This window comes from Gelidibacter maritimus (assembly GCF_014062315.1).
GTDB lineage: Bacteria > Bacteroidota > Bacteroidia > Flavobacteriales > Flavobacteriaceae > Gelidibacter > Gelidibacter maritimus.
On record NZ_JACGLT010000001.1, the window covers coordinates 269,751 to 291,967 of the forward strand.

General features: G+C 37.3%; 20 protein-coding genes. 3 read left to right on the forward strand and 17 right to left on the reverse strand.

Going from position 1 to position 22,217, the window contains the following annotated elements; genetic code table 11:
- Positions 1-23 precede the first annotated feature (23 nt).
- The 3 genes from H3Z82_RS01215 (at position 24) to H3Z82_RS01225 (ending at position 4,020) form a co-directional block, all read left to right on the forward strand.
- A complete protein-coding gene (locus H3Z82_RS01215) occupies positions 24-1,316 on the forward strand; it encodes an NAD(P)/FAD-dependent oxidoreductase (protein ID WP_182202055.1) in 1,293 nt (430 codons plus the stop codon).
- A 132-nt stretch (positions 1,317-1,448) separates the two neighbouring features.
- Complete coding sequence (gene nhaA, locus H3Z82_RS01220) at positions 1,449-2,759, forward strand: Na+/H+ antiporter NhaA (RefSeq protein WP_182202056.1); 1,311 nt, start codon at positions 1,449-1,451, stop codon at positions 2,757-2,759.
- 145 nt (positions 2,760-2,904) lie between these two features.
- Positions 2,905-4,020, forward strand: a complete 1,116-nt coding sequence (locus H3Z82_RS01225; protein WP_182202057.1) for a mechanosensitive ion channel family protein — start codon at positions 2,905-2,907, stop codon at positions 4,018-4,020.
- 14 nt (positions 4,021-4,034) lie between these two features.
- Here H3Z82_RS01225 and H3Z82_RS01230 read toward each other — a convergent pair whose 3' ends face one another.
- The 17 genes from H3Z82_RS01230 to H3Z82_RS01310 all read right to left on the reverse strand — a co-directional run bounded on the left by H3Z82_RS01230 (position 4,035) and on the right by H3Z82_RS01310 (position 22,077).
- Positions 4,035-4,409, reverse strand: coding sequence for a rhodanese-like domain-containing protein (locus H3Z82_RS01230; RefSeq protein WP_182202058.1), 375 nt, complete (start codon positions 4,407-4,409; stop codon positions 4,035-4,037).
- A gap of 403 nt (positions 4,410-4,812) precedes the next feature.
- Positions 4,813-5,037 (reverse strand): YgaP family membrane protein, encoded by a 225-nt coding sequence (locus H3Z82_RS01235; protein ID WP_182202059.1) that lies wholly within the window; start codon positions 5,035-5,037, stop codon positions 4,813-4,815.
- A 19-nt stretch (positions 5,038-5,056) separates the two neighbouring features.
- Complete coding sequence (locus tag H3Z82_RS01240) at positions 5,057-5,362, reverse strand: hypothetical protein (RefSeq protein WP_182202060.1); 306 nt, start codon at positions 5,360-5,362, stop codon at positions 5,057-5,059.
- Between the two features lie 66 nt (positions 5,363-5,428).
- Positions 5,429-8,620 (reverse strand): efflux RND transporter permease subunit, encoded by a 3,192-nt coding sequence (locus tag H3Z82_RS01245; protein WP_182202061.1) that lies wholly within the window; start codon positions 8,618-8,620, stop codon positions 5,429-5,431.
- 75 nt (positions 8,621-8,695) lie between these two features.
- Complete coding sequence (locus H3Z82_RS01250) at positions 8,696-9,775, reverse strand: efflux RND transporter periplasmic adaptor subunit (protein ID WP_182202062.1); 1,080 nt, start codon at positions 9,773-9,775, stop codon at positions 8,696-8,698.
- A gap of 100 nt (positions 9,776-9,875) precedes the next feature.
- Positions 9,876-11,186 carry a TolC family protein gene (locus H3Z82_RS01255; protein ID WP_182202063.1) on the reverse strand — a complete coding sequence of 437 codons (1,311 nt, stop codon included), beginning with the start codon at positions 11,184-11,186 and terminating at the stop codon, positions 9,876-9,878.
- A gap of 317 nt (positions 11,187-11,503) precedes the next feature.
- The gene (locus H3Z82_RS01260; RefSeq protein WP_182202064.1) at positions 11,504-12,625 is read right to left on the reverse strand and encodes an ABC transporter permease; all 1,122 of its coding nucleotides are present in this window, start codon (positions 12,623-12,625) and stop codon (positions 11,504-11,506) included.
- A 191-nt stretch (positions 12,626-12,816) separates the two neighbouring features.
- Entirely contained in the window at positions 12,817-13,923 is a 1,107-nt protein-coding gene (locus tag H3Z82_RS01265; RefSeq protein ID WP_182202065.1) for an ABC transporter permease, read from the reverse strand.
- Between the two features lie 158 nt (positions 13,924-14,081).
- Complete coding sequence (locus H3Z82_RS01270; RefSeq protein ID WP_182202261.1) at positions 14,082-14,810, reverse strand: ABC transporter ATP-binding protein; 729 nt, start codon at positions 14,808-14,810, stop codon at positions 14,082-14,084.
- 93 nt (positions 14,811-14,903) lie between these two features.
- Positions 14,904-15,806, reverse strand: a complete 903-nt coding sequence (locus tag H3Z82_RS01275; protein ID WP_182202066.1) for an ABC transporter ATP-binding protein — start codon at positions 15,804-15,806, stop codon at positions 14,904-14,906.
- Positions 15,807-16,301, reverse strand: a complete 495-nt coding sequence (locus tag H3Z82_RS01280) for a hypothetical protein (RefSeq protein WP_182202067.1) — start codon at positions 16,299-16,301, stop codon at positions 15,807-15,809. It abuts the gene before it with no gap.
- 53 nt (positions 16,302-16,354) lie between these two features.
- A complete protein-coding gene (locus tag H3Z82_RS01285; RefSeq protein ID WP_182202068.1) occupies positions 16,355-17,272 on the reverse strand; it encodes an HlyD family secretion protein in 918 nt (305 codons plus the stop codon).
- Positions 17,273-17,389: 117 nt separating this feature from the next.
- On the reverse strand, positions 17,390-18,640 hold the full coding sequence (locus tag H3Z82_RS01290) for a TolC family protein (protein WP_182202069.1): 1,251 nt from the start codon (positions 18,638-18,640) through the stop codon (positions 17,390-17,392).
- Positions 18,637-19,251, reverse strand: a complete 615-nt coding sequence (locus tag H3Z82_RS01295) for a TetR/AcrR family transcriptional regulator (protein ID WP_182202070.1) — start codon at positions 19,249-19,251, stop codon at positions 18,637-18,639. The genes H3Z82_RS01290 and H3Z82_RS01295 overlap by 4 nt, the downstream gene beginning before the upstream one ends.
- 94 nt (positions 19,252-19,345) lie before the next feature.
- Positions 19,346-19,642, reverse strand: coding sequence for a hypothetical protein (locus tag H3Z82_RS01300; RefSeq protein ID WP_182202071.1), 297 nt, complete (start codon positions 19,640-19,642; stop codon positions 19,346-19,348).
- Between the two features lie 21 nt (positions 19,643-19,663).
- Positions 19,664-20,740 carry a cytochrome d ubiquinol oxidase subunit II gene (gene cydB / locus H3Z82_RS01305; protein WP_182202072.1) on the reverse strand — a complete coding sequence of 359 codons (1,077 nt, stop codon included), beginning with the start codon at positions 20,738-20,740 and terminating at the stop codon, positions 19,664-19,666.
- A gap of 2 nt (positions 20,741-20,742) precedes the next feature.
- On the reverse strand, positions 20,743-22,077 hold the full coding sequence (locus tag H3Z82_RS01310) for a cytochrome ubiquinol oxidase subunit I (RefSeq protein ID WP_182202073.1): 1,335 nt from the start codon (positions 22,075-22,077) through the stop codon (positions 20,743-20,745).
- Positions 22,078-22,217 lie beyond the last annotated feature (140 nt).

The following is a 22,217-nucleotide window of genomic DNA, read 5'->3' on the forward strand; positions in this document are numbered from 1 at the left end:
TTATGCTTAAAACAAAATAAGACATGCAAGAAAAACATATCATCATTATTGGAGGTGGATTTGCGGGGGTAAATTTGGCAAAACAAATGGGCAATAAAAAGGGGCTCAGAGTTACTTTGGTGGATCGAAATAACTATAATTTTTTTCCGCCTTTATTGTATCAGGTTTCTACGGGAATGTTGGATATATCAAGCATATCCATACCTTTTCGAACCCTTTTTATAGGTTACAAAAATTTATTTTTTAGAATTGGTGAATTTGAGGCTATAGTGCCAGATCAAAACAAAGTTGTCCTTTCTACTGGAGCAATGCATTATGATGCTTTGGTTTTTGCGACAGGTACAGAAAGCAATTATTTTGGCATGGAGAATATTGAAAAGAATGCGTTGCCTATGAAAACGGTCAATGATGCCATAAAATTGAGAAACTACCTCCTTATGGAAGGTGAAAGATACACTTATTGTACTGATGAGGCCGAAAAACGTAAAATGCGAAATATCGTGATTTCTGGTGCGGGACCATCTGGGGTTGAAATTGCTGGTATGATTGCAGAAATGCGTAAGCGAAAGCTGAAGGAAATTTACCCAGAATTGGAAAATGAGCGTCTAAATATTTATTTGGTTGATGGCGCACCAACGGTTTTACCACCAATGAGTGAGAAATCGCAAAAATATACTCTGAAAATCCTAAAACAATTGGGCGTCATTGTGAAGTTGAACACTATGGTTTCTGATTATAAAGATGACAAAGTGTTTTTCAAAGATGGCAAGACCATTGAGACGAAAACCTTGATTTGGACTGCAGGCGTTACCGCTTTAAAGTTTAAGGGGCTTTCGGAAGCCAGTTATGATAAGAGCAACCGAATTAAAGTTGACGCCTACAATAAAGTGATTCATACTGATAACATTTATGCTATTGGTGATACCTGTATCCAGACTACAGATCCTAATTTTCCCGACGGACACCCACAGTTGGGAAGTGTGGCGCAACAGCAAGGGAAAGCCTTGGGGGCCAATTTTGTAGCCATGGCCAAAAATGACGAGCTTAAACCCTTTAGATATAACGATAAAGGCGCCATGGCCATTATTGGCGATCAGAAGGCAGTGGCGGACATGACCTTCCCAAAAATAATTCTTACGGGTTGGTTGGCTTGGTTTTCATGGTTGTTTGTGCATTTATTTTTATTGGTTAGTTACAGAAACCAATTCAGAACATTTTGGAATTGGTTCAATGCCTATCTGGGAAAAGGGCAGTCTCAAGGTATTATGATAGGAAAATTTCCAAAAGATGCGCCTTTAACTAAAAAAAAGTGTTAAACGCAGAACATTTCCGGTAATAAATCCGAGAAATCAAAATTTTTCAAAAAATCAATTCCCGTTTTTTAGCTTTTTTACGTTGAAAGTGTATCTTTGGAGGACTATATACATTTCAAAGTCTATTACGTGTCGATGATAAAAAAACTAATCGTTACCCCACTCCAGAAATTTGTTAAAATTGAAAGTTTTAGTGGTATCTTATTGATGATTGCTACCATTATTGCACTTGCATGGGCAAATTCGCCTTTCGGTGAATCTTATCGAGAAATTTGGCAGTATGATATTGGTATAATTACCAATTCATTTGAATTTTCACTTCCTGCTGTCTTATGGGTTAATGATGGGTTGATGGCAATCTTCTTTTTTCTGATCGGATTGGAAATCAAGCGTGAATTAGTCATTGGCGAATTGAATACGACCAAAAAGATAGCCTTTCCACTCGTTGGTGCATTGGGCGGCATGGTGATTCCTGTGAGCTTATTTTTGTTGTTGAACCAGAATCCGGAGACGGTAAAAGGATGGGGTATTCCTATGGCAACAGATATTGCCTTTTCTTTGGCTATACTGAACGTTATAGGAAAGCGGGTGCCTTTAAGCTTAAAAATATTCCTTACCGCTTTTGCTATAGTTGATGATATTGGTGCTGTTTTGGTCATTGCACTGTTTTATAGTGGAAGCCTTAATACAACACTGTTATTAATTGCATTGCTTTTATTAGGTGTTTTATATCTGATCTCCTACAAAGGCTATTATTCAAAATACACCATGCTGATCTTAGGCGTCGCTATTTGGTTCCTGTTTTATTTTGCCGGCATACACCCTACAGTAGCTGGTATCATGTTGGCCTTTTCGGTACCAATCAGACAGAAAATAGACACCTCTACATTCTTACAACATTTGAATATTGTTTATAAGGATATTAAAAATTCAATTGTCCTCCAGCAACCGATACTTTCTAATGAGCAATTGGAAAACATCAATGATTTACAAGATTGGACAGCAAAATTCAGATCGCCTTTACAAAATTTAGAACGCAGTTTGCACGGTTGGGTCGCCTATTTTATTATTCCAATTTTCGCACTTGCCAATGCAGGGGTTATGATTGATAGCTCAGTAGAACTGGATACAGCCTTAGTAATAAACATTGTATTAGCCTTAATTGTTGGAAAGAGCGTTGGAGTTACATCCTTTGTCCTGTTGGCTAAAAAGATTAAAATCATTGAAGTACCAAGCGATATAAACTTCAAGCAGATTGTAGGTGTTTCATTTTTGGCTGGAATAGGATTTACGATGGCTATTTTTATTGCAAGTTTAGCTTTTGTTACCCATCCTGAATATATCGATTCGGCCAAGATAGGTATTCTTATAGGATCATTTATCTCAGCTATTATCGGTTATACGCTACTAAAATTCGCTACTAAAAAACCGCCTGAAGCAGTCTGATATTTCCATTACTGGTAAAAGAGGAAGCATGGTGCTTTGTAAAGTTATTTAAGTTTTATCTACAACTATCACAGTAACTTGTGGGGTAAAATCAATCTTTTTATTGAGCCTTTATCATGCCTTTTAATTTCAGAAAGAGTATTCCATGACAGAATTTTTTGAAACATACCGATCGCATATAATCTATGGGGCAGTTGTACTTACAACTATAACCATACTTCTTGTCCTTACAAATGTCATCAGTAACTGGTTGCTTAGAAGGAAGTCCACTAACGCCACTCATGTTCCTGTAAAGCCGTTAAAGATTTTAAAACGAACCTTAAACACAATTTGGTTGGTTTTAGGGATTCTTGCCCTTAGCTTTATTTTTGTTGAAAAAGAAAAAGATACAGCCAACTTAAAGGCTTATTTTAAATTAGCAAGTTACTTAGGAGTTGTTGCAGTGGCAACCATTGTCTCTGCCACCTTAGTTAATTTGTGGTTTAAAAGAAAAATAGAAGAAAAAATTGTCTATCAGTATGACCCTACCAGTTATAAGTTTTTACGTTATGTAGCAGTATTCTTGATTTGTTTTGTCGGCATTCTTTTCGGTCTATTAGCCTTCCCTTCACTGAAAGGGGTAGCTCAAACAGCATTGGGTGGTGCAGGTGTGTTGGCAATAATTGCCGGTGTAGCGTCGCAGGAGGCGCTATCCAACTTAGTGGGTGGCGTATTTATTATATCCTTTAAGCCTTTTAAGATTGGGGACGTTATTAAAGTGACGGACACTATGGTAGGCACCGTAACAGATATTACTTTACGTCATACCGTGATCAGAAACTTTGAAAACAAAATGATTGTAATACCAAATGCTGTAATCAATAAGGAAAGGTTGATCAATTTTGATTTAGGCGATGCGAGATGTTGCGAACATATTGAAATGGGAATTTCTTATGATAGCGATATAGATCTTGCAAAAAAGATCTTACAAGAAGAGTGTGAAAAACATCCTTTAATTTTGGATAACCGCTCTGAGATTGAGAAGAAAGATGGATTGCCAATGGTGAGAACAGCACTTACCAAAATAAATGATTCTACGCTAACCATAAGGGCATGGGCGTGGTCAAGAAACTTTTCGGATTCCTTTGCTTTGAAGTGCGATGTATTTGAAAGTACATTTAAACGCTTTGGCGCATCCAATATAGAACTAGCTTATCCTACACGAACAATTTATATGACCAATGCTAAGGAAAAGCTAGTGGAAACGCCCATAAATGAATAGACGATTTCTAAAATCTATTCATAATTTAAATAGCCGCCTTTCAAATCGTAAATAATATCAAATCCCATTTCTGACAATTTCTTTGCAGCTTTTTGACTTCTATTGCCACTTCTGCAGTAGATATAAAGTGGTTCATCTTTGTCGAAACTGTCAAATTTATCACTGAAATCATCAGATAAAAAATCAATGTTCACTGCGTTTTGAATATGTCCATCATTATACTCTTCTGGTGTTCTGACATCAATTAATTGAACGTTTCCATTAGAAATATCTTCTTTAAATGAAGGGGCAGTCAAAATGACCATATGCTCCGTAGAATTTTTATTTTGGTTTTTACAAGAAAAACTGAGTATAAGAATGAGAAGCGTTAAGAGAATTGAATTTTTCATAACTACAATTATTTATTAGAAGTAAACCTTGGACATCTTATTGCGAGTAATGCCTTTAAAATAATTCCGAGGTATCTATCTGCAAAAGTATTAATTTTTGATGAGCTCTCTTTGCATATATAAAGGAATTCATCATATAACAAGATAATTTTTCACCATTAAAAGCTGCTTGCCTGTGTAAAATACAGAATGCTTTTAGATGAGATTTTAGGTAATTTTTAGATGATCACTTCTATATAGAACTTATCTGTCGCATTATAGGTTTCTATTAGAGAATCAAAAATGCAAAAAAGCGCTAACTTACGATCCGTGTGTGTTAGCGCTTTTGGCTATTAAAACTGATTAAAATTTGAATGTTTTCCGATAATTGGACACCTTCGTTTTTTTTTTTAAACATAAGATTTTAATTAACTTTTTTGTTCGGAACGGAGCAAGTAATTCCCGAATTTTTAATTCCCAACTTTTGTAAAATGGTTTCCAATAAGCACCATTTAGTAAATGCCGATTGGATTAAATTAACTCCGATGAATACTGTAAGCCACATCCAATTTGGATTGACGTAAACAGTGAGTACAACACTTAATAATACCATTGTACCTACGATAACTCTAAAATATGTATTTAGCATTTTATTTGATTTTTTAAGTTTAAATATGTCTTTCTATTGGAACCACAACTGCTCTTACCGCATTGCTGGTTTCTAATTTTGAATTGAAGTCTGCTATGGCATTGAATAAATAGTCAATGTTTTCATCTTCTGTAAATGAGAAAAATAAACGCGACTCATTACTGAACTTTTCGCTGGCAAACCAACTTGAAGTCATTACAACAGACGATCCATTCTTGTATCCGTCAATATCAGAACTACTAAAGTTGTGAATATTCGCATTTTTGAAGAGCCTTAGAACATCTTTTCTAAACTCCTCGACCGAGGTAACGATTACTAATTTCATAATTTTTATTTTTAATTATATTGGAAATGTATGGCCAACCTAAGGACAGCTTGGTAGCTGTCCCGACTACGAATTATTTTTTTCAATCATATAATACACCAATGGCACCACCAACAAGGTCAACACTGTGGACACGATAGTTCCTCCCATTAATGAGATTGCGAGTCCCTGAAAAATCGGGTCGAAAAGAATCACAAAGGCACCTATAACCACTGTTCCTGCTGTTAAGAGGATTGGTGTTGTTCTTACCGCACCTGCTTCAATAACGGCTTGTTTCAATGGCACACCATCAGCAGTCCGTAAATTGATAAAGTCAATTAATAAGACCGAATTCCGCACCATAATCCCGGCCAATGCAATCATTCCAATAAATGAGGTTGCCGTAAAAAAGGCACCCATGATCCAGTGGCCTAGTATAATGCCTATTAAGGACAACGGAATGGCCACCATCATGACAATTGGTGCTTTAAAGTTTTGGAACCAGCCAACAATCAGAATGTATATCAGAATTATGGCGCCTAAAAAGGCAATTCCTAAATCTCTGAATACCTCTAAGGTAATCTGCCACTCACCATCCCATTTCACCGTATAATTATCTTCAAAATCGGGCTGACCTAAATACATTTCATTTAGTTCATAACCTTGTGGTAATGGAATCTCCTTTAGCTTGTCTTCCATACCCAAAATTGCGTAGGCAGGACTTTCTAAATCGCCAGCCATATCGGCCAGTACATAGACCACGCGTTTTTGGTTTTTACGATATATACTCTTATCAGCTATGGTTTTATTAATAGTCACCAAATCGGCAATAGGGATCATATTTCCTTGATTGGATTTGACTTTCAACTGTGAAATATCCGAAATAGTGGATTTTTCCTTTTCATCCAAAGCCAGTATCAAGCCCACTTGATTGCTGGCATCCTCATCATACAAGGTGGTAATGGCATTGTTTGATAAGGCCATATTCATGGTATAGGTAATTTGCTGCGGTGCTACACCGTATAACATGGCTTTTTCCTTATTAATAACAAACTGGTATTCAGTTTGATCATCTTCAACCATCCAATCGATATCTACAACATCTTCCGTATTTCTCAGAATCTCTTGAATATGATCAGCAATCTTCATTTGCTCGTCATAATCTGGACCATAAACTTCAGCGACAATGGTGGACAGTACAGGAGGTCCTGGTGGAACTTCAACTAATTTTACATTGGCATTAAATTTATTCGCAATTTTTTGAATATCAGGACGTAGCAGTTTTGCCACATCATGACTTTGAGCTTTACGATCATTTTTGTCAATTAAATTCACTTGAATATCCGCCATATTGCTGCCCCCTCGTAAATCGTAATGACGCACCAGGCCGTTAAAAGTAATAGGAGCGGAGGTTCCAATATAGTTCTGATAATTGACTACTTCTGGACGGGTGGATAGATACTGAGAGATTTCTTGAGCTACCATTCCGGTACGTTCCAAGGTGGTACCAGCAGGCATATCAATAACTACCTGGAATTCATTCTTGTTATCAAAAGGCAACATTTTTACAGCGACTGAATTCGTGAAGAACAATAACATTGTTCCAATCAACACTGCAAATGTCAACGTTAAAAACAACCAACGTTTTCCTTTGCTTTCTAATAAAGGCCCCTCTAATTTGTTATAGAGCTTATAAATAAAGGTTTCTTCCAATGGCTTTTCAACCTTTTCAACTTTCTCTTTCTTATCTTTTTCTCTTAAGAAAATATAACCCAAATAAGGGGTAATGGTCAATGCCACAAAAAGTGATAAGATCATGGCAATAGAGGCTCCAATTGGCATAGGCGCCATATATGGGCCCATTAATCCGGATACAAAGGCCATAGGTAAGACAGAGGCGATCACGGTTAAGGTGGCCAAAATAGTTGGGTTTCCAACCTCATTAATGGCGTATAAAGCAGCCTGTTTAAACGGGAGGTGCTTCATCTTAAAGTGCCTGTGCATGTTTTCTGCAATAATAATGGAGTCATCCACCACAATTCCCGTTACGAACACCAAGGCGAAAAGTGTAATTCGGTTGAGAGTGTAATCCATCATATAGTAGCTTAGCAAGGTCAGGGCAAAGGTAATTGGCACTGATAAAAAGACGACCAATCCACCACGCCAGCCCATGGCAAGCATCACGACAAGTGTTACGGCAAATATAGATCCTATCAGATGCCAGAGCAGTTCAGAGACCTTTTCCGAAGCTGTCTCGCCGTAGTTTCTGGTGATTTCAACGTGGACATCATCTGGAATTAAAGTGCTGCGCAAATGCTCTACTTTATCTATGATGACTTCAGCAATTTTCATGGCATCTGCACCTTTTCGTTTTGCAACGGAAATGGTCACTGCTGGATATTCTGATTTAAAATCCGAAGCTTTTTCACTGCCTTGTCCAAAGCCCAAACTCACATAATTCTGTGGGACTTCTGGGCCATCAATAATATCTGCAATTTGTTTTAAATAAATTGGCTGATTTTGATGTACGCCAACCACGAGGTTTTCAACATCCGTAGCCGTTTTTAAAAACTTCCCTGTGTTTACAAGAAACTCCGTGTCGTTCTTATCGAAACTTCCAGAGCTTAGTTGACTGTTGTTGGCTTTGATCATTTCAGAAACCGAAAGGAAATCCAAACCGCTTGAAGCCAATTTATCTTTATCGAGGACGACGCGCAGTTGACGATCTCTCCCGCCGATTTTATGAGTGATAGCTACGTCATTTACTTTTTTTATCTCGCCTTCTAACTCTTGTGCTATTTGGCCCAACTGGTAATCGTCGTAATTTTCACTCCACAAGGTTAAACCTAACATCGGTACATCATCAATGGCACGGGTTTTTACCAATGGAAATGTGACTCCTGCGGGCATTTGATCCATGTGCCTATTGATCTCGTTGTATAATTTTACAAACGAACGCTCAATATCTTCACCCACATAAAATTGGACGATAACCATGCCTTGCTCTTTCATGGATGTGGAATACACATATTCAACACCTTTAATATTCGAAATTAATTGCTCTAAAGGCTTGATGACACGTGATTCGACCTCCGTTGGACTTGCACCTGGATAGCCCACAAAAATATCAGCCATTGGCACATCAATCTGTGGTTCTTCTTCACGCGGAATTATAAACGAACTGTACACACCAACCACGGTAAATACGATCATCAAAAGCACTGTGAGCTTCGATTGTATAAAAACTTTTGCAATTTTACCTGCGATACCTTCTTTCATTGATATATTTTTTTAATTTCCTCAAACGAGATATTCTTATGCTATTTATTTTTCACAATTGAAATCTGCGACTAACTACTGAGCACTGATCTTAGCGCCATTAAATAATTTACCATCAGACGAAACGATATAGGATTCATCTGCCGATAGTCCAGATAATACTTCAACTTGATCACCAAATGTTCTACCTAAACGTAACCATCGTAATATGGCAGTGTTGCTTTGGCTTATTGTATAAACACCTGTTAATTGACCATTCGTGATGATGGCTTCGGTTGGAACTAAAACCAGCTCTGTGGAAGCTTTTTTCTCAATTGGAAATTGCACGGTAACAAACATTCCGGAAAGAATATTGGCTTTTGTTTTATCTAAAGCAATCTTTACTAAATATTGGCCTCCTGTGTTTTTTGCAGAAGAACTCACTTCAGTAACGGTACCTTTAAGTGTTTCATTGATGGATTTCACCATTACACTCACTTCGGTATTCTTCTTAATTTGCGAAATTTCTGTTTCAGGAACACTGGCAATTACTTCAAATTCACCTGGAGTTTCAATACTAATTAGCGGTACACCTGGGTTGGCCATATCACCTGTTTCAATATTTTTACTCGTCACAATTCCGCTAAAAGGAGCGGTAATATTACTGTAGGCGAACTGTGCATTAATTTCGTTTTTCATTTGATTGGCAGATTCCAGACGCGCTTTTGCCATTTCATAATTGGCCGTCATATCATCCATTTCTTTTTGTGAAGCACTGGCGCTCTCAAACAAACTCTGAAAACGGTTGTAATCTTTTTTCGCATTGTTAAAAGCAACTGTGGCTTCTGTGATACCAGCGTTAACCTGCGCTTGTTTAGCTTGTAAATCGGCATTGTTGATAGATACCAATAATTGTCCTTTCCTTACTTTATCGCCAACGTTGACGTGTACGTTATTGACATAACCCATCATTCTCGTGCTCAAATCGGCACTATTGGTGGCTTGGATTTTTCCACTAACTGATAAAAATGGGTTACTGCCATTGGTTGCTACTTGATTAACAACTACGGGAATTGCTGGAGTGGTATCAGCAACTGCTTTCTGGTCTTTGCTGCCGCAACTTGTTACAAATTGAGATGCTGAAACGATGCCTAATAGATAAATATATTTTTTCATTTTTTTATTGGTTTTAATTTGATGCCTGCAAAGTGTATAGAGCCTTGCGGGATAAGTTGGTTTCTGACAAAAAAATAGGACTGCCTAATGCAGATTTTTGTTAATCTTTGGTTAAGAATTCTAAATATGCTTGTGCGTAATTGTATTCGAAAATGGTCTGATAATATTCCAATTGCTTTTGGGCAAATTGCGTTTCGGCCGTTAATAGATCGGATGTTTTTTCTAATCCTTCCTTAAACCTATTGGTCCTAATTCTTAGGGATTCTTCAGATTGTTTTAATGAGAGACTGGTGAGCCTTAATTTGTTCTCAGCATCTACATAAGCCCGTCTTGCTTTATTCAATTCTAAATTACTTTGAGATACATATTGCGAGTATTCCAATTGCGATTTTTCAAATTCAGCTTTACTCTTTTGCGCTTTACCAATCCTTTTGGACCCTTGAAAAAGATCCCATGATAACTGCGCGCCAAACAAATAGCCATTGGCATCACCCTGAAATATTTTATCATCGTACAGTTCATAGCTTCCAAATGCGTTTAATCGTGGCATGAATGCCATTTTATCCGCTTTGTTTAGGGCCTCATAAGCATTTGTTGCCAATTGCATGGCTTTTATATCCGAACGGTTCTCTGAGATGGTTTTGTTCTGCATATTTGAAACGGAAATGGTTAAACTGTCAGAAGGAATGTAAACCACGTAAGCATCGTCATTCATTAAAAAAGATAAATAGTTGGATGCGTTTTGCACATTGCTTTTGGCCGTCTGCAATTGGTTGAGGACCTCGGTGACGCGAACTTCAACATTGAGGACATCGGCACGTTGGAGGTAACCTTGTTTAAAACTATTGTCGGCTAATTTTTTATTGGCATTGGCGGCATTGAACGCTTGCTGTAAAACGTCCACACCTTTATATGCCAGTTGCAGTTGCATATAAGCCTTATCGACTTCAAAAGCTAAATAGTCAGAAGTTCTTTCAGTTTTCAAAGCCATGGCCTCCATTTTTGATTTGGCGGCCTTACGTTGGTACATGCCATCCAAATTGATGAGTGGCTGTTGGATTTCAAATTTGGTTGCAAAACTCTCAACTTGCGAAGGATCATTTAATAAGGCAGGATTGAAATCGTTTTGTGTCAATATGCCCTGATTTAATTTAGAACCAAATGCCATTAACGGATTCGTGGTTGCAATTCCGGTATGACTGGCCGTAATATTAGGCAAATAGACTGCATTGGTTTGTCGGTAATCTGCTCTTGCTTCAATAAATTCCTGTTCAGATATTTTTATTGAAGTATTATCTTCACTCACCTTGTTTAAAACCTCGGATTTTGAAATTGGGATAACTTCCTGTGCCTGAAGCACTGAAATGCTACTCAAGAAATAAAAAGTTAGTACGAATAATTTGATCTTCATGTTTATAATCATTTATGCCACAAACATACGTTGGATAAAGAACGTGGTCAGTAACTTATGTTACCCACAAAAAAAACACCCTTTTTCAAGGGTGCTTTTCCACTTTTTAACCAATCAAAAAATTGATAACCACATCAATTTACTTTTCTAGTGCATCTAGACATCGAAGACAAGCTGCATTGTTTTGTTTTTTTTAATGATATGAAGGTGTTGAAAACCTGCTAAGACTTATTTTGATAACTATTTCTGTCTGTAAATATGTGTTTGTAATTTAGTAGTTATCTTTTAATTTTAGCGTGACTTATGTTACACAGTCATTAATTCGCTTTTCTATAACTCCAAACCGCTAAACCATTCATGATAATGGCATAAGCCAGGGTTTTGATCAGCTGTGGTAAAATATCCGTAAAACCAGAGCCTTTAAGCATAACCATTCGCATCACTTCAACATAGTATTTTATAGGGTTGAACTCGGTAATTATTTGGGCCCATTTTGGCATGCTTTCTATAGGAGTAAACAGTCCACTCATTAAAATAAAAATGACCACAAAAAACCAAGCAATAAACATCGCTTGCTGTTGGGTGTCGGTGAAATTTGATATAAACAAACCGATACCCAAAATGACTAAAATATAAATGGAGGTGTAGACATACATGAGTACCAAACTCCCCACCATTGGAACATTAAAAATCAATCTTGCCAATAGTAATCCAACCGTTAACAGGCCCATACCAATAACCCAAAATGGAAAGAGTTTCCCAATAATAAATTGATTTTTCTTAATGGGGGTGACATTAATCTGCTCTAAAGTACCTATTTCTTTTTCTCTGACAATATTCATTCCTGACAGAAATAGGGTAATCATTGTGACTAACAAAACCAAAATGCCAGGTACCATAAAAGTTTTATAATTTAAGGTTTCGTTATACCAAAACAAGGGAATCGTATCGATATATGCAGGTTGAATTTGAGCATCCGAAATTTGTACCAAATCTGTTCTAATATGCTTATTATAGCTCTGTATGATTTGGGTGATATAGACATTTTCAACCCCTGCTGCTGCACCATCAATGGCATTAATGGTAACCCCTAGGTTGACATATTTCTCATTTTGAAGATCGCGCGCAAAATGGCGGGGAATTTCTAAAACAACATCGATTTCTCCGTTTAACATGGCCGAACTTGCCTTGGCCTCAGATGGAAAATCGGTCAATACATCAAAATATGTTGAAGCGTTGAATTTTTCTATCAATGCTCTTGACGTCGACGAATGATCATTATCAATATACCCAAATTTGATATTCTTAACCTCAAAAGTGGCGGCGTTGGAAAGAATGACCAATTGGAGTAGGGGCAGAACAAAAATAATAGGAAGCATACCCTTATTTCTAAAGATTTGCTTGAACTCTTTTTGTATGATGTAAAGTATTGTTTTCATCTTAGTTCCCGTGAATCCCGATAGTTATCGGGAGGAATCTCTTTTTAGGTTAATTCATTATAAACATGTTGCGAATTGATGCGCTATAATCTTTTTTCAATTTGAAAACACCTACACGGTTTTTAAAACCTTGCAGAATGATTATTCTTTTTTGTTCACTCGTCTCTGCCAACTCACCTCTACCCACTAATCTACTCCAATCTGATTTTATACTTCTTTACACTCAATGCGATAAAGAATACCGTCATTCCCAACAAAATCAAGGTTTCTTTCCAAATAAATTGCATGCCTACACCTTTCAGCATAATGGCTTTTAAAATAATGATAAACCATTTTGCCGGGATGATATTACTAATGATTTGAAGTGGCATTGGCATGCTGGAAATAGGAAAAATAAATCCGGACAACAAGATCACAGGCAGCATCAATCCCATTAAGGAAATCATCATTGCGGTTTGCTGTGTTGCCGAAATCGTCGAAATTAAAATACCTAGTGCTAATGAGGTAATGATAAACAACACACTTTCCAGCCCTAAAAGAATAAGACTTCCTTGTACGGGCATATTAAAGATGAAAATGCTCAACATTACAATGACTACGGCATTGATAATCGATAGAAATATATAAGGGACTACCTTTCCAATAATCACTTGAAATGGTCTTAATGGCGATACTAAAAGGATTTCCATAGTGCCCAATTCTTTTTCCCTAGTTATGGAAATGGAAGTCATCATTGCTGAAACCAACATCAAAATGATGGTCATCACTCCAGGAACAAACATGTACACACTTTTTAGTTCTGGATTATAAACCATACGGGTTTGAGGAAGTATTTGATAGGCTATGATGATGTCTTTGTTTAATTCTTTTTGATACTGCTGAAGAATGGCGTTGATGTAATTGGTAATCGTATTGGCGGTATTGGGATCTGTGGCATCTGTAATAACCTGTATGGTTGCTTTGTGATCCTTGATCAGGTTCTTGCTGAAATCTTTTTCAAAATTAAGAACGGCCTTAACTTGCCCTTTCTGGAAAACCGATGCAATATCAGCTTCACGAGTGATCATTTGTTTAATGCTGAAATACTTTGAGGCCGCTATCTTATTGATAATTTCCTCTGTAGTATTATCTTTTGAATGGTCTAAAATAGCAATATCCACATTGTTGATTTCATTGGTAATGGCAAAACCAAACAGTAGAATTTGGGCAATAGGCATTCCGAAGAGAATAAACAATGAGCGCCTATCCCTAAAAATATGGTAGAATTCCTTTTTTATAAAACCTATGAATCTTTTCATCTCACTCCCTGCGAAGGCAGGGATCTCTATATTCCGGCCTAAGCAGGAATCTATTATTAGTTAATAATTTTAATTGTTACACAGAGCGCCACAGAGAAATCACAGAGCTGCACAGAGTTTTTAAACTGTAAACCGCGACTGCGACTGAAAACTCCTTTCTATCCCCGCGCCAATTTCAAAAACACATCATTCATGCTTTCCGCCTGAAACTGCTCTTTGAGTTTCATTGGTGTATCTAAAGCTTCAATTTTTCCATCGACCATTATAGAAACCCGATCGCAATATTCTGCTTCATCCATATAGTGAGTGGTCACAAAAACGGTAGTGTCTTGATTGGCTGCCTTATAGATCATTTCCCAAAATTGACGTCTAGTGATGGGATCAACGGCTCCTGTTGGCTCATCTAAAAACACGATTTTTGGATCGTGAATCAACGCTACTGAAAACGATAGTTTCTGTTTCCAGCCCAATGGTAGCGAACCTACTAACTGGCTGGCAACATTTTCAAGTCCTAATTCTTTAATTAATGCTTCTGATTTTTCTTTAATTCTTTTTCGTGATAAACCATATATTCCACCAAAAAAGGTAATATTTTCCTTAACCGTTAAATCGTCATACAAGGCAAATCTTTGGCTCATATAGCCAATGTTTCTTTTGATGTCGTTGGGATTGGTCAAGACATCAAATCCAGCTACTGTGGCCTTTCCAGACGTCGGATTTGAAATCCCGATCAGCATTTTTATGGCTGTAGTTTTTCCTGCACCATTGGCACCCAAAAAGCCAAAAATCTCACCCTTCTTAACATCAAAAGTGATGGCATCCACAGCTGTGAAATCACCAAACATTTTGGTCAATCCTTCTACTTGTATGACGTTGTTGTTCTGCATATTCATTTCCCACGAAAGTGGGAATCTCATTACGAATGTTTAATCTTGTTGGGTTTTTGACACCTCTAAAGATGTTTTTAAAAACCGTACAGTTTATTTTGCCAATTCCATAAAAGTGTCTTCAATTGTGGCATCCGTTTCATGAATTTCAATATTCTTCAGATTTTTAGATTCTAAATAGTGCTGCAATTCCGTCGGATTAAAATCTGTTCTACTATCTGTATAATGTACAAACTCGCCAAAAGGATAGACACTATGGTTAAATTCGTAGTCCTTTAAATTCGTTATTAGCTGGTACATATTATCTGAGCGAACGTTGTAAATGGGTTTTGGATAGTGCTTTACAATAGCTTTTGGAGTGTCAATCTGCAAAATTCTCCCATCTTGAATTAAAGCCACTCTATCGCATAGAGCGGCTTCATCCATATAAGGGGTGGATACCAAAATGGTAATTCCTTTTTGTTGCAGGCGTTTGAGCATTTCCCAAAACTCTTTCCTTGATACTGGATCTACGCCTGTGGTAGGCTCATCCAAAAACAAGACTTTTGGTTTGTGGATTAATGCACAACTCAATGCTAATTTTTGTTTCATTCCTCCGGAAAGTTTCCCGGCACGACGATCTTTAAAAGGCTCAATTTGAACATAAATATCCTTAATCAAATCATAGTTTTCATCGATGGTCGTTCCAAAAATAGTAGCGAAAAAGTTCAGATTCTCCTCCACTGTTAAATCTTGATATAGCGAGAATCTACCTGGCATATAGCCAACATTCTTCCGAATCTCTTTATAATCTCCAACCACATCAAAACCAGCGACTGTGGCTGTGCCATGATCTGGAAATAAAAGCGTCGTTAATATCCTGAACAATGTTGTTTTGCCAGCACCATCGGGTCCAATAAGCCCAAAGAGTTCATTTGGTTTTACTTCAAATGAAATGTCCTGTAAGGCCTTTACGTTTTTATAGGATTTTGATATGTTGGAAATTGAAATACCCATTTATTTAAAATAATCGTAATAGGCGTTGATGTTCACATCAATAGCGCTTTTCAGCTTTGAAGCGTCTTCAACAGATTCAGTTTGTGTAAGCGCAGCGATTTTTTCGATTAACGGATGTAACCACACGTGTAAGTTATCATGTGCCGGACCTTGCATTGTACAATTTTTTATGACATAATTCTTATCCTCATTAAGGAGGTCAGCTAATTTATGATATTCAGCTAATGTGCTCGTTGCTTGTGTGTTTATAGTGTGTTGAAGTTTTTTAACGCCTTCATTGGTCGGGAGATCGGACTGCCATTTCTCGCCATTGTCCATTTCTATCTCTTCAGTCCAAGAATTATCATACACATTTGCAGCAGCTTCAACGTGATGCTCGTTTAAATGATCGTCACGATTTTCTACTTCTTCGGAATGCGTAATAGTTTCTTGATTTTTGTTGTCCTTACAGCTTACTAATGCCAATAGACTGATGGTAAAAATTAAATGTTTCATTGTTTTTAAATTTAGTGGTTATTATTATTTGAATTTGATTATTAAAATTTATACTAATGATTCGTCTCTTTGGAAAGCGTTGGGGGTAGTAGCCACATTTCTGCAGGCATACCTATTTTTAAACCTCCGTCATTAACGACGTCAACCTTAACAGCATATACCAAGGCCACCCTTTCTTCTTTTGTTTGGATGATTTTTGGTGTGAATTCCGCTTCCGAAGCAATCCAACAAATTTTACCTTCGTAAGATTTCATCGTATCTGCATCATCAATCTTGATGGTTACTTCTTGTCCTATTTTAAGGTTGGCCAATTGTGTTTCGCTGATATAAACTCGCAACTGCATGATGCTCAAATCGGCAATTTTATAAAGCGGTTTGCCAAATACCGTGATTTCATTTGGCTCGATATATTTGGTTAAAACGGTACCATTTATCGGATTGATGATTTTACTTTTCTGAATCTGATCATCAATTTGTTTTAATTGGACATCAATACTTTTTAGTTCATTGACCACAGGTGCATTTTGGATTTCTACACTGCGGATTTGATTTTTGATCACGTTAATTTCACCTTGGATATCGTCCAATTGTTTTTGTGTTCCTGCATTGTCCTTTATGAGGTTTTCGGTTCGTTCTTTATTGGTGTTCGCTGTTTTTAATTGGGCATTCAAAACATTAATTTGAGATAGTACACCTTTGGATTTTGAACTGATGACTGCTTTTGAAACTTCTAATTGTTCTCGTTTTAGGGCTAGCGGAATGGTGTCGATATACCCTATAAATTGGTCTCTCATAAGCTGATCGCCTTCAGAAACTTCAAACTGAATCAGTTTTCCAGTGTTTTCAGCTGAAACGGTTATTTCTGTGGCTTCGAAATTGCCGTAGCCATCTGCTTTCTCGTTGGAATCGCTACACGATAATAGGGTAGTGGCCGCTATTATTAAACCTATTATGTATTTGTAATATTTCATGCTTTATGGTTTTATTTCCCGCTGATCTCGCTGATGTTCGCAGATTTTTTGTGCCTTTGTTTTCTGCGTTGATTTGCGAATCCTGCTTAGCCGGCAGACGGGTCTGCGGGACAATTATTACTGCCCTATAATGACGTTATAATTTGCTTTTGCCAGTTGTAATTGAATTTTATGTTTTATCAAAGTATTTTCGTCTTCGTATAAATTAGTGAGTTCCGTGATATATGCCGATGAGGTGATAACACCGTTTTTCAGCTGGGAATCTGCCGATTTAAGGACTTCTTTTCGAAGATCGATAATCTCTAAATCTGATTCGATGAACCCTTCAATCTTTTCGATTTCCTTTTGTTGTTGATTCAGTTCGGTGTTGGTATTTAGTTTGAAAGTTTCGGTTTCAGTATCGATAATATCTTTATTGATAGATAGAGATTCGCGCTGTTTTTTATTGGTATTCCAGTCAAAGACATTCCAATTCAATTTAACGCCAACCGTATAAAATGCTTGAAAGGAATTGTCGAGCATATTCAATCCAGGATTTCCATACCCACCCGTTGCAAACCCGAGCAGTTTTGGTGCATTTTGTTTAGTGATCAATGCTTCGTTGCTTTCAATTTCGTCTTTTTTAAGTTGAAACAATTCCAGCTCTGGTCGGTTTAATTCTGTTTTTGATGCTGTTTCCACCAATGTGTTTTGAAAATGGACTGATGTATTCAACGGTTGACCAATAATGTCGGCAAGCGTTTCAATGAGTGCTAGTTTATTGCTCTCGACTTCTGTTAATTGCTGGTTTATTTTTAACAATTCGGCTTCCAGGACCTTATCAGATGATGGCAAAATCACTCCGTATTTAATTCCTGAGGTTACTTCGCTCAATTTTACTTGTATTTGTTCTTGTTTTGCTTTTAACAATAAATGCGTTTCCTGCGATAATAAAATCGAAAAATAGAGCTGATTGATCTTTTGTTTTAGCTGATAGAGGTTGACTTCAACCTGTTTCTGCCTGGTTTTGAGTTGGGAGGATTTTACAGCTAATGAGGCATCCGTCGCCCCTCCATTATAAATAAGTTGGTTGACCGATAGTGTTGCACGGTACTGGTCCTTATTAAGCGGTTCAATGTTTGAATTGGGGATGGGAACTTCAATCACCTCGGATTGATAGGTGGCTTGCGCATCAAAACTTAATTGTGGTAGTTTGCCGTTGGAAACCACTTCTTTTTCTAATTGGTTTTGTACCTGTAATAATTCGGATTGCTTGGCCAAAGGATAATTGACGATAGCGAGATTATAGCATTCCTGGAGCGTAATGGTTTGTTGAGAAAGCATAACGCTTGTATATAGTCCTATGAAAACAATTAACAATCGTTTCATCCTTTTGGTGTTTTGATGGCATTGATAATAAAATGGGCAACTTCAACTTTTCGGCTTTCCACAAATGCCTTATAGGCTTTTTCGTCTTTTTTTGTAAGCGCTTTAACTAATGGTTTTCCCAGAAAAGGAAAGATGTTAAGGGCAAGGATATTCACGAATAATTGGTCGGCATCTATCGGTTTTAAAATGCCTTCCTTAATTTCAGAATCAACTTTTATCTTAAATTTTTCGAGATTTGGGAAGCCTGTATTGTCTTTAAGTTTTAGAATGAAATCTTCATTTCTGTTGAGCTCATTGATGATAAAATTTGGGAGATACGGATGTTTCATCATGAAAGATGTATAGTCACTTGTGAATTTTATGATTTTATCTTCAATGGAAGAATCATCGTTTAATATGGCATTCAGCTGTGGCGCTAAAAGCGAAAATGCATTTTTAAAAACAGCCTCAAAAAGCAATTGCTTACTTCGATAATAATAATGAAGCATCGCTTTATTAATGCCAGCTTTATCGGCTATCTCCTGCATTCGTGCGCCATCCATGCCTTTTGACTGAAAGACGTCTTTAGCAGCGTCCAATATTTGATGTTCTGTCGTTTCCTCTTTTTTCATTTTAACTAATGAGTTTAACCAAATGGTTGACAAAGCTACAAAAAATAATCAAATGATACATCATTCGATGATTTTTAACCTGCATTTTGTGAGTTTATGGGTTCAATTTCCTTTTTATCAGTTCAATTCCGAACACTCCAATGGCGCCACCAGCCATTGAAACCAACATATTTATTGTTAACAAGGCACGATTTGCATGGCCAGTAGCCATTATTGATATCGGATCAAAACCAAGACGCCCGAATACCTTGATAAAAAAAATACTCCCAAACACGCCTGCCATGGTATTACCAATAAATCCCAATGACTTTTTTTTATTAATTACAGCAAATACATGGGCAGCAATAATGCCCATAAAAATACTGATGAGTGCAATGAGTGTGTCTGTCATAACAAAGGATTACTTGGAAAGTTAATGGTCGCCATAGCCTACATCATCCATCTTTCCACGGAAAACACGATATTGAACAAACATATAGACCGCGACCAAAAGTGCTGCAATTACAAACCAATATACGCCAATAGCTAAACCATATTCGTGCGCTGCAACATTATATAAGGTTAAAGAAGGATTGACATCGTTTGTAGAAGGCAATACTTTAGGGAATATGGAGGCCACAGTAGAAGCTAATCCCCCGAGCAGAAACAGTGTTGAGAATAAAAACCCCAAACCGTCTTTTTTAAATGACCTTACTTTAAACAAACCAAAGAGTCCCGTAAACGCAATCAACGGAAAAATAATTAACCAAGGATGTTCCAAAAAGTTGCGAAATGGATTAGGATCAATGATATGCCATGTTGACAAGGATATGATCACCAATGCCAACAGCACAAAATTAAGATTGAAAATTACTTTTTTAAGTTTTGGGTTTAGGTCAGAGTTGGTCTTGAAAATAATCCAATTGGCGCCATGAATCGCCAAGGATATCACACCAACCAGGCCCAACATTAGAGTAAACCAATCGATAACCCCTAAATGTTCCGAATGCGGACTAAAACTTGAATTCCACAAAGGCAAAAAGAAAAAATGGGGTTCATGTGTGGAGACACCATCGGTAACCATGCCCAAATTCACACCTCTGACTATATTTCCCAAGGCGATGCCGAAGAATAGGGCCAACAACAAACTTGCAATCCCAAAAGCTTTATCCCAAATAACTTCCCACATTCTGTTTTTGATCTGACCACGAAGTTCAAGACCAATTGCCCTAAAAATAAGCAGCCATAAAATCATCATCAACGGCAGGTAAAACCCACTGAATGACGAGGCATACAAGGTTGGAAATGCAAAAAATAAAACGCCACCAACGGCTATTAGCCAGACCTCATTGGCATCCCAAAATGGGCCAATGGCGTTGGTGACCGCCTTTTTATCTTTTTCAGTTTTGGCAAAGAACAAATGAATGATTCCTGCACCAAAATCATAACCATCCAAAATAACATAGATGGTTAACATGGTCATTAGAATGATATACCAGTATAATTCCATAATTAGTTGTGTTTTGAAGTTTCTGGACCTTTGTGGATGATTTTCACGGCCAGCATGATAAACAATAGTCCTAATAATGCGTAAAGTCCAATAAAGCCGAGCAAGGTGAACAAGGTATTTCCTGATGAAACAGTCGGTGAAATCCCATCTGCAGTCCGCAAGAGATTATACACCAACCAAGGTTGCCTCCCCAATTCGGCAGTATACCATCCGGCGGTATTGGCTATATACGGAAAGGGCAGCATAAACATCAACGCCCAGAGTACCCATTTTGTAGTATATAGTTTTTTTCGATACAATTGGATGCTTGCAATAAGCATCAATCCGATAAAAATGGTGCCCAAGCCCACCATAATATGGTAGGAGTAATACAATCCAGGAATGTTTGTTGGATAGACACTTTCATCAAATTCATTAAGCCCTTTTATCTGTGCGTCCCATCTTTGGTAGGTCAAAAAGCTCAATACGTTGGGCACCGCAATTTTATTGTCGAGTTTTTTGTTTTCAACATCAGGTTGCCCGATTAAGATAATCTCAGCGCCACCATCTTCAGTTTCAAAAATACCTTCCATGGCAGCGAAGGTTACCGGTTGGTGCTTGGCCACATTTTTAGCTGCCCAATCCCCTGTTGGAAAAGCAATTAAAATACTGGAGATCAATCCAAAAATAACACCTGTTTTTACAAAAAGCTTCCCAAATTCGCTGTGCTTATTGTTTAATAAATAAAAGGCTCCAATAGAGGCCACCACAAATGAAGAGGTAATGACTGAGCCCATTTGATTATGTAAAAATGCAGGCATCAACCACGGATTAGAGAACAACGCTCCAAAATTGTTAAGCACAAATTTTCCATTTTCCAGAATTTCATAGCCAACCGGGTATTGCATCCATGAATGCGTGGCAATGATCAGATAGCCACTTGCCCAAGATCCTAAAAACACCAGAAAACCAGTTAAGAAATGCAGCTTCTGACCCATTAATTTTTCCCCAAACAGAAATAAGCCCAAAAACGACGATTCCAAGAAAAACGAAAACATGCCTTCCATAGCCAGGGTTTGGCCAATAATGCCTCCCGTAAGCTCGGAAAATTTAGCCCAGTTGGTGCCAAACTGAAATTCCATCGGAATTCCTGTAACGACACCCATTGCAAAATTTAGCGCAAAAATTTTCATCCAAAATTTGGCGGCATCATTATACTTGTCAATCTTGGTTCTTAAAAATCGCCATTTAAAATAAACGATCATTAAAGATAACCCCATGGTCAATTGTGGAAATAGGTAATGGAAAGTGATCGTGAAAGCAAACTGCATCCGATCATAAAAGAGCATGTCTTCCATATTATAAAAGCTTTTGAGCGATAAATTTATTATATAAATATATGAGAACCCTATTTCTAAATCTGTAACATAAGTAACAGAGCTCTATTTAATTTTTTGAAATCGTTATTTTACTTCTACTAAATTCCTTGAAATTCAGT

Coding starts and splice junctions, on each gene's coding strand:
- H3Z82_RS01215 (WP_182202055.1), top strand. CDS start 24: ATGCAAGAAAAACATATCATCATTATTGGAGGTGGATTTGCGGGGGTA.
- nhaA (WP_182202056.1), top strand. CDS start 1,449: ATGATAAAAAAACTAATCGTTACCCCACTCCAGAAATTTGTTAAAATT.
- H3Z82_RS01225 (WP_182202057.1), top strand. CDS start 2,905: ATGACAGAATTTTTTGAAACATACCGATCGCATATAATCTATGGGGCA.
- H3Z82_RS01230 (WP_182202058.1), bottom strand. CDS start 4,409: ATGAAAAATTCAATTCTCTTAACGCTTCTCATTCTTATACTCAGTTTT.
- H3Z82_RS01235 (WP_182202059.1), bottom strand. CDS start 5,037: ATGCTAAATACATATTTTAGAGTTATCGTAGGTACAATGGTATTATTA.
- H3Z82_RS01240 (WP_182202060.1), bottom strand. CDS start 5,362: ATGAAATTAGTAATCGTTACCTCGGTCGAGGAGTTTAGAAAAGATGTT.
- H3Z82_RS01245 (WP_182202061.1), bottom strand. CDS start 8,620: ATGAAAGAAGGTATCGCAGGTAAAATTGCAAAAGTTTTTATACAATCG.
- H3Z82_RS01250 (WP_182202062.1), bottom strand. CDS start 9,775: ATGAAAAAATATATTTATCTATTAGGCATCGTTTCAGCATCTCAATTT.
- H3Z82_RS01255 (WP_182202063.1), bottom strand. CDS start 11,186: ATGAAGATCAAATTATTCGTACTAACTTTTTATTTCTTGAGTAGCATT.
- H3Z82_RS01260 (WP_182202064.1), bottom strand. CDS start 12,625: ATGAAAACAATACTTTACATCATACAAAAAGAGTTCAAGCAAATCTTT.
- H3Z82_RS01265 (WP_182202065.1), bottom strand. CDS start 13,923: ATGAAAAGATTCATAGGTTTTATAAAAAAGGAATTCTACCATATTTTT.
- H3Z82_RS01270 (WP_182202261.1), bottom strand. CDS start 14,810: ATGCAGAACAACAACGTCATACAAGTAGAAGGATTGACCAAAATGTTT.
- H3Z82_RS01275 (WP_182202066.1), bottom strand. CDS start 15,806: ATGGGTATTTCAATTTCCAACATATCAAAATCCTATAAAAACGTAAAG.
- H3Z82_RS01280 (WP_182202067.1), bottom strand. CDS start 16,301: ATGAAACATTTAATTTTTACCATCAGTCTATTGGCATTAGTAAGCTGT.
- H3Z82_RS01285 (WP_182202068.1), bottom strand. CDS start 17,272: ATGAAATATTACAAATACATAATAGGTTTAATAATAGCGGCCACTACC.
- H3Z82_RS01290 (WP_182202069.1), bottom strand. CDS start 18,640: ATGAAACGATTGTTAATTGTTTTCATAGGACTATATACAAGCGTTATG.
- H3Z82_RS01295 (WP_182202070.1), bottom strand. CDS start 19,251: ATGAAAAAAGAGGAAACGACAGAACATCAAATATTGGACGCTGCTAAA.
- H3Z82_RS01300 (WP_182202071.1), bottom strand. CDS start 19,642: ATGACAGACACACTCATTGCACTCATCAGTATTTTTATGGGCATTATT.
- cydB (WP_182202072.1), bottom strand. CDS start 20,740: ATGGAATTATACTGGTATATCATTCTAATGACCATGTTAACCATCTAT.
- H3Z82_RS01310 (WP_182202073.1), bottom strand. CDS start 22,077: ATGGAAGACATGCTCTTTTATGATCGGATGCAGTTTGCTTTCACGATC.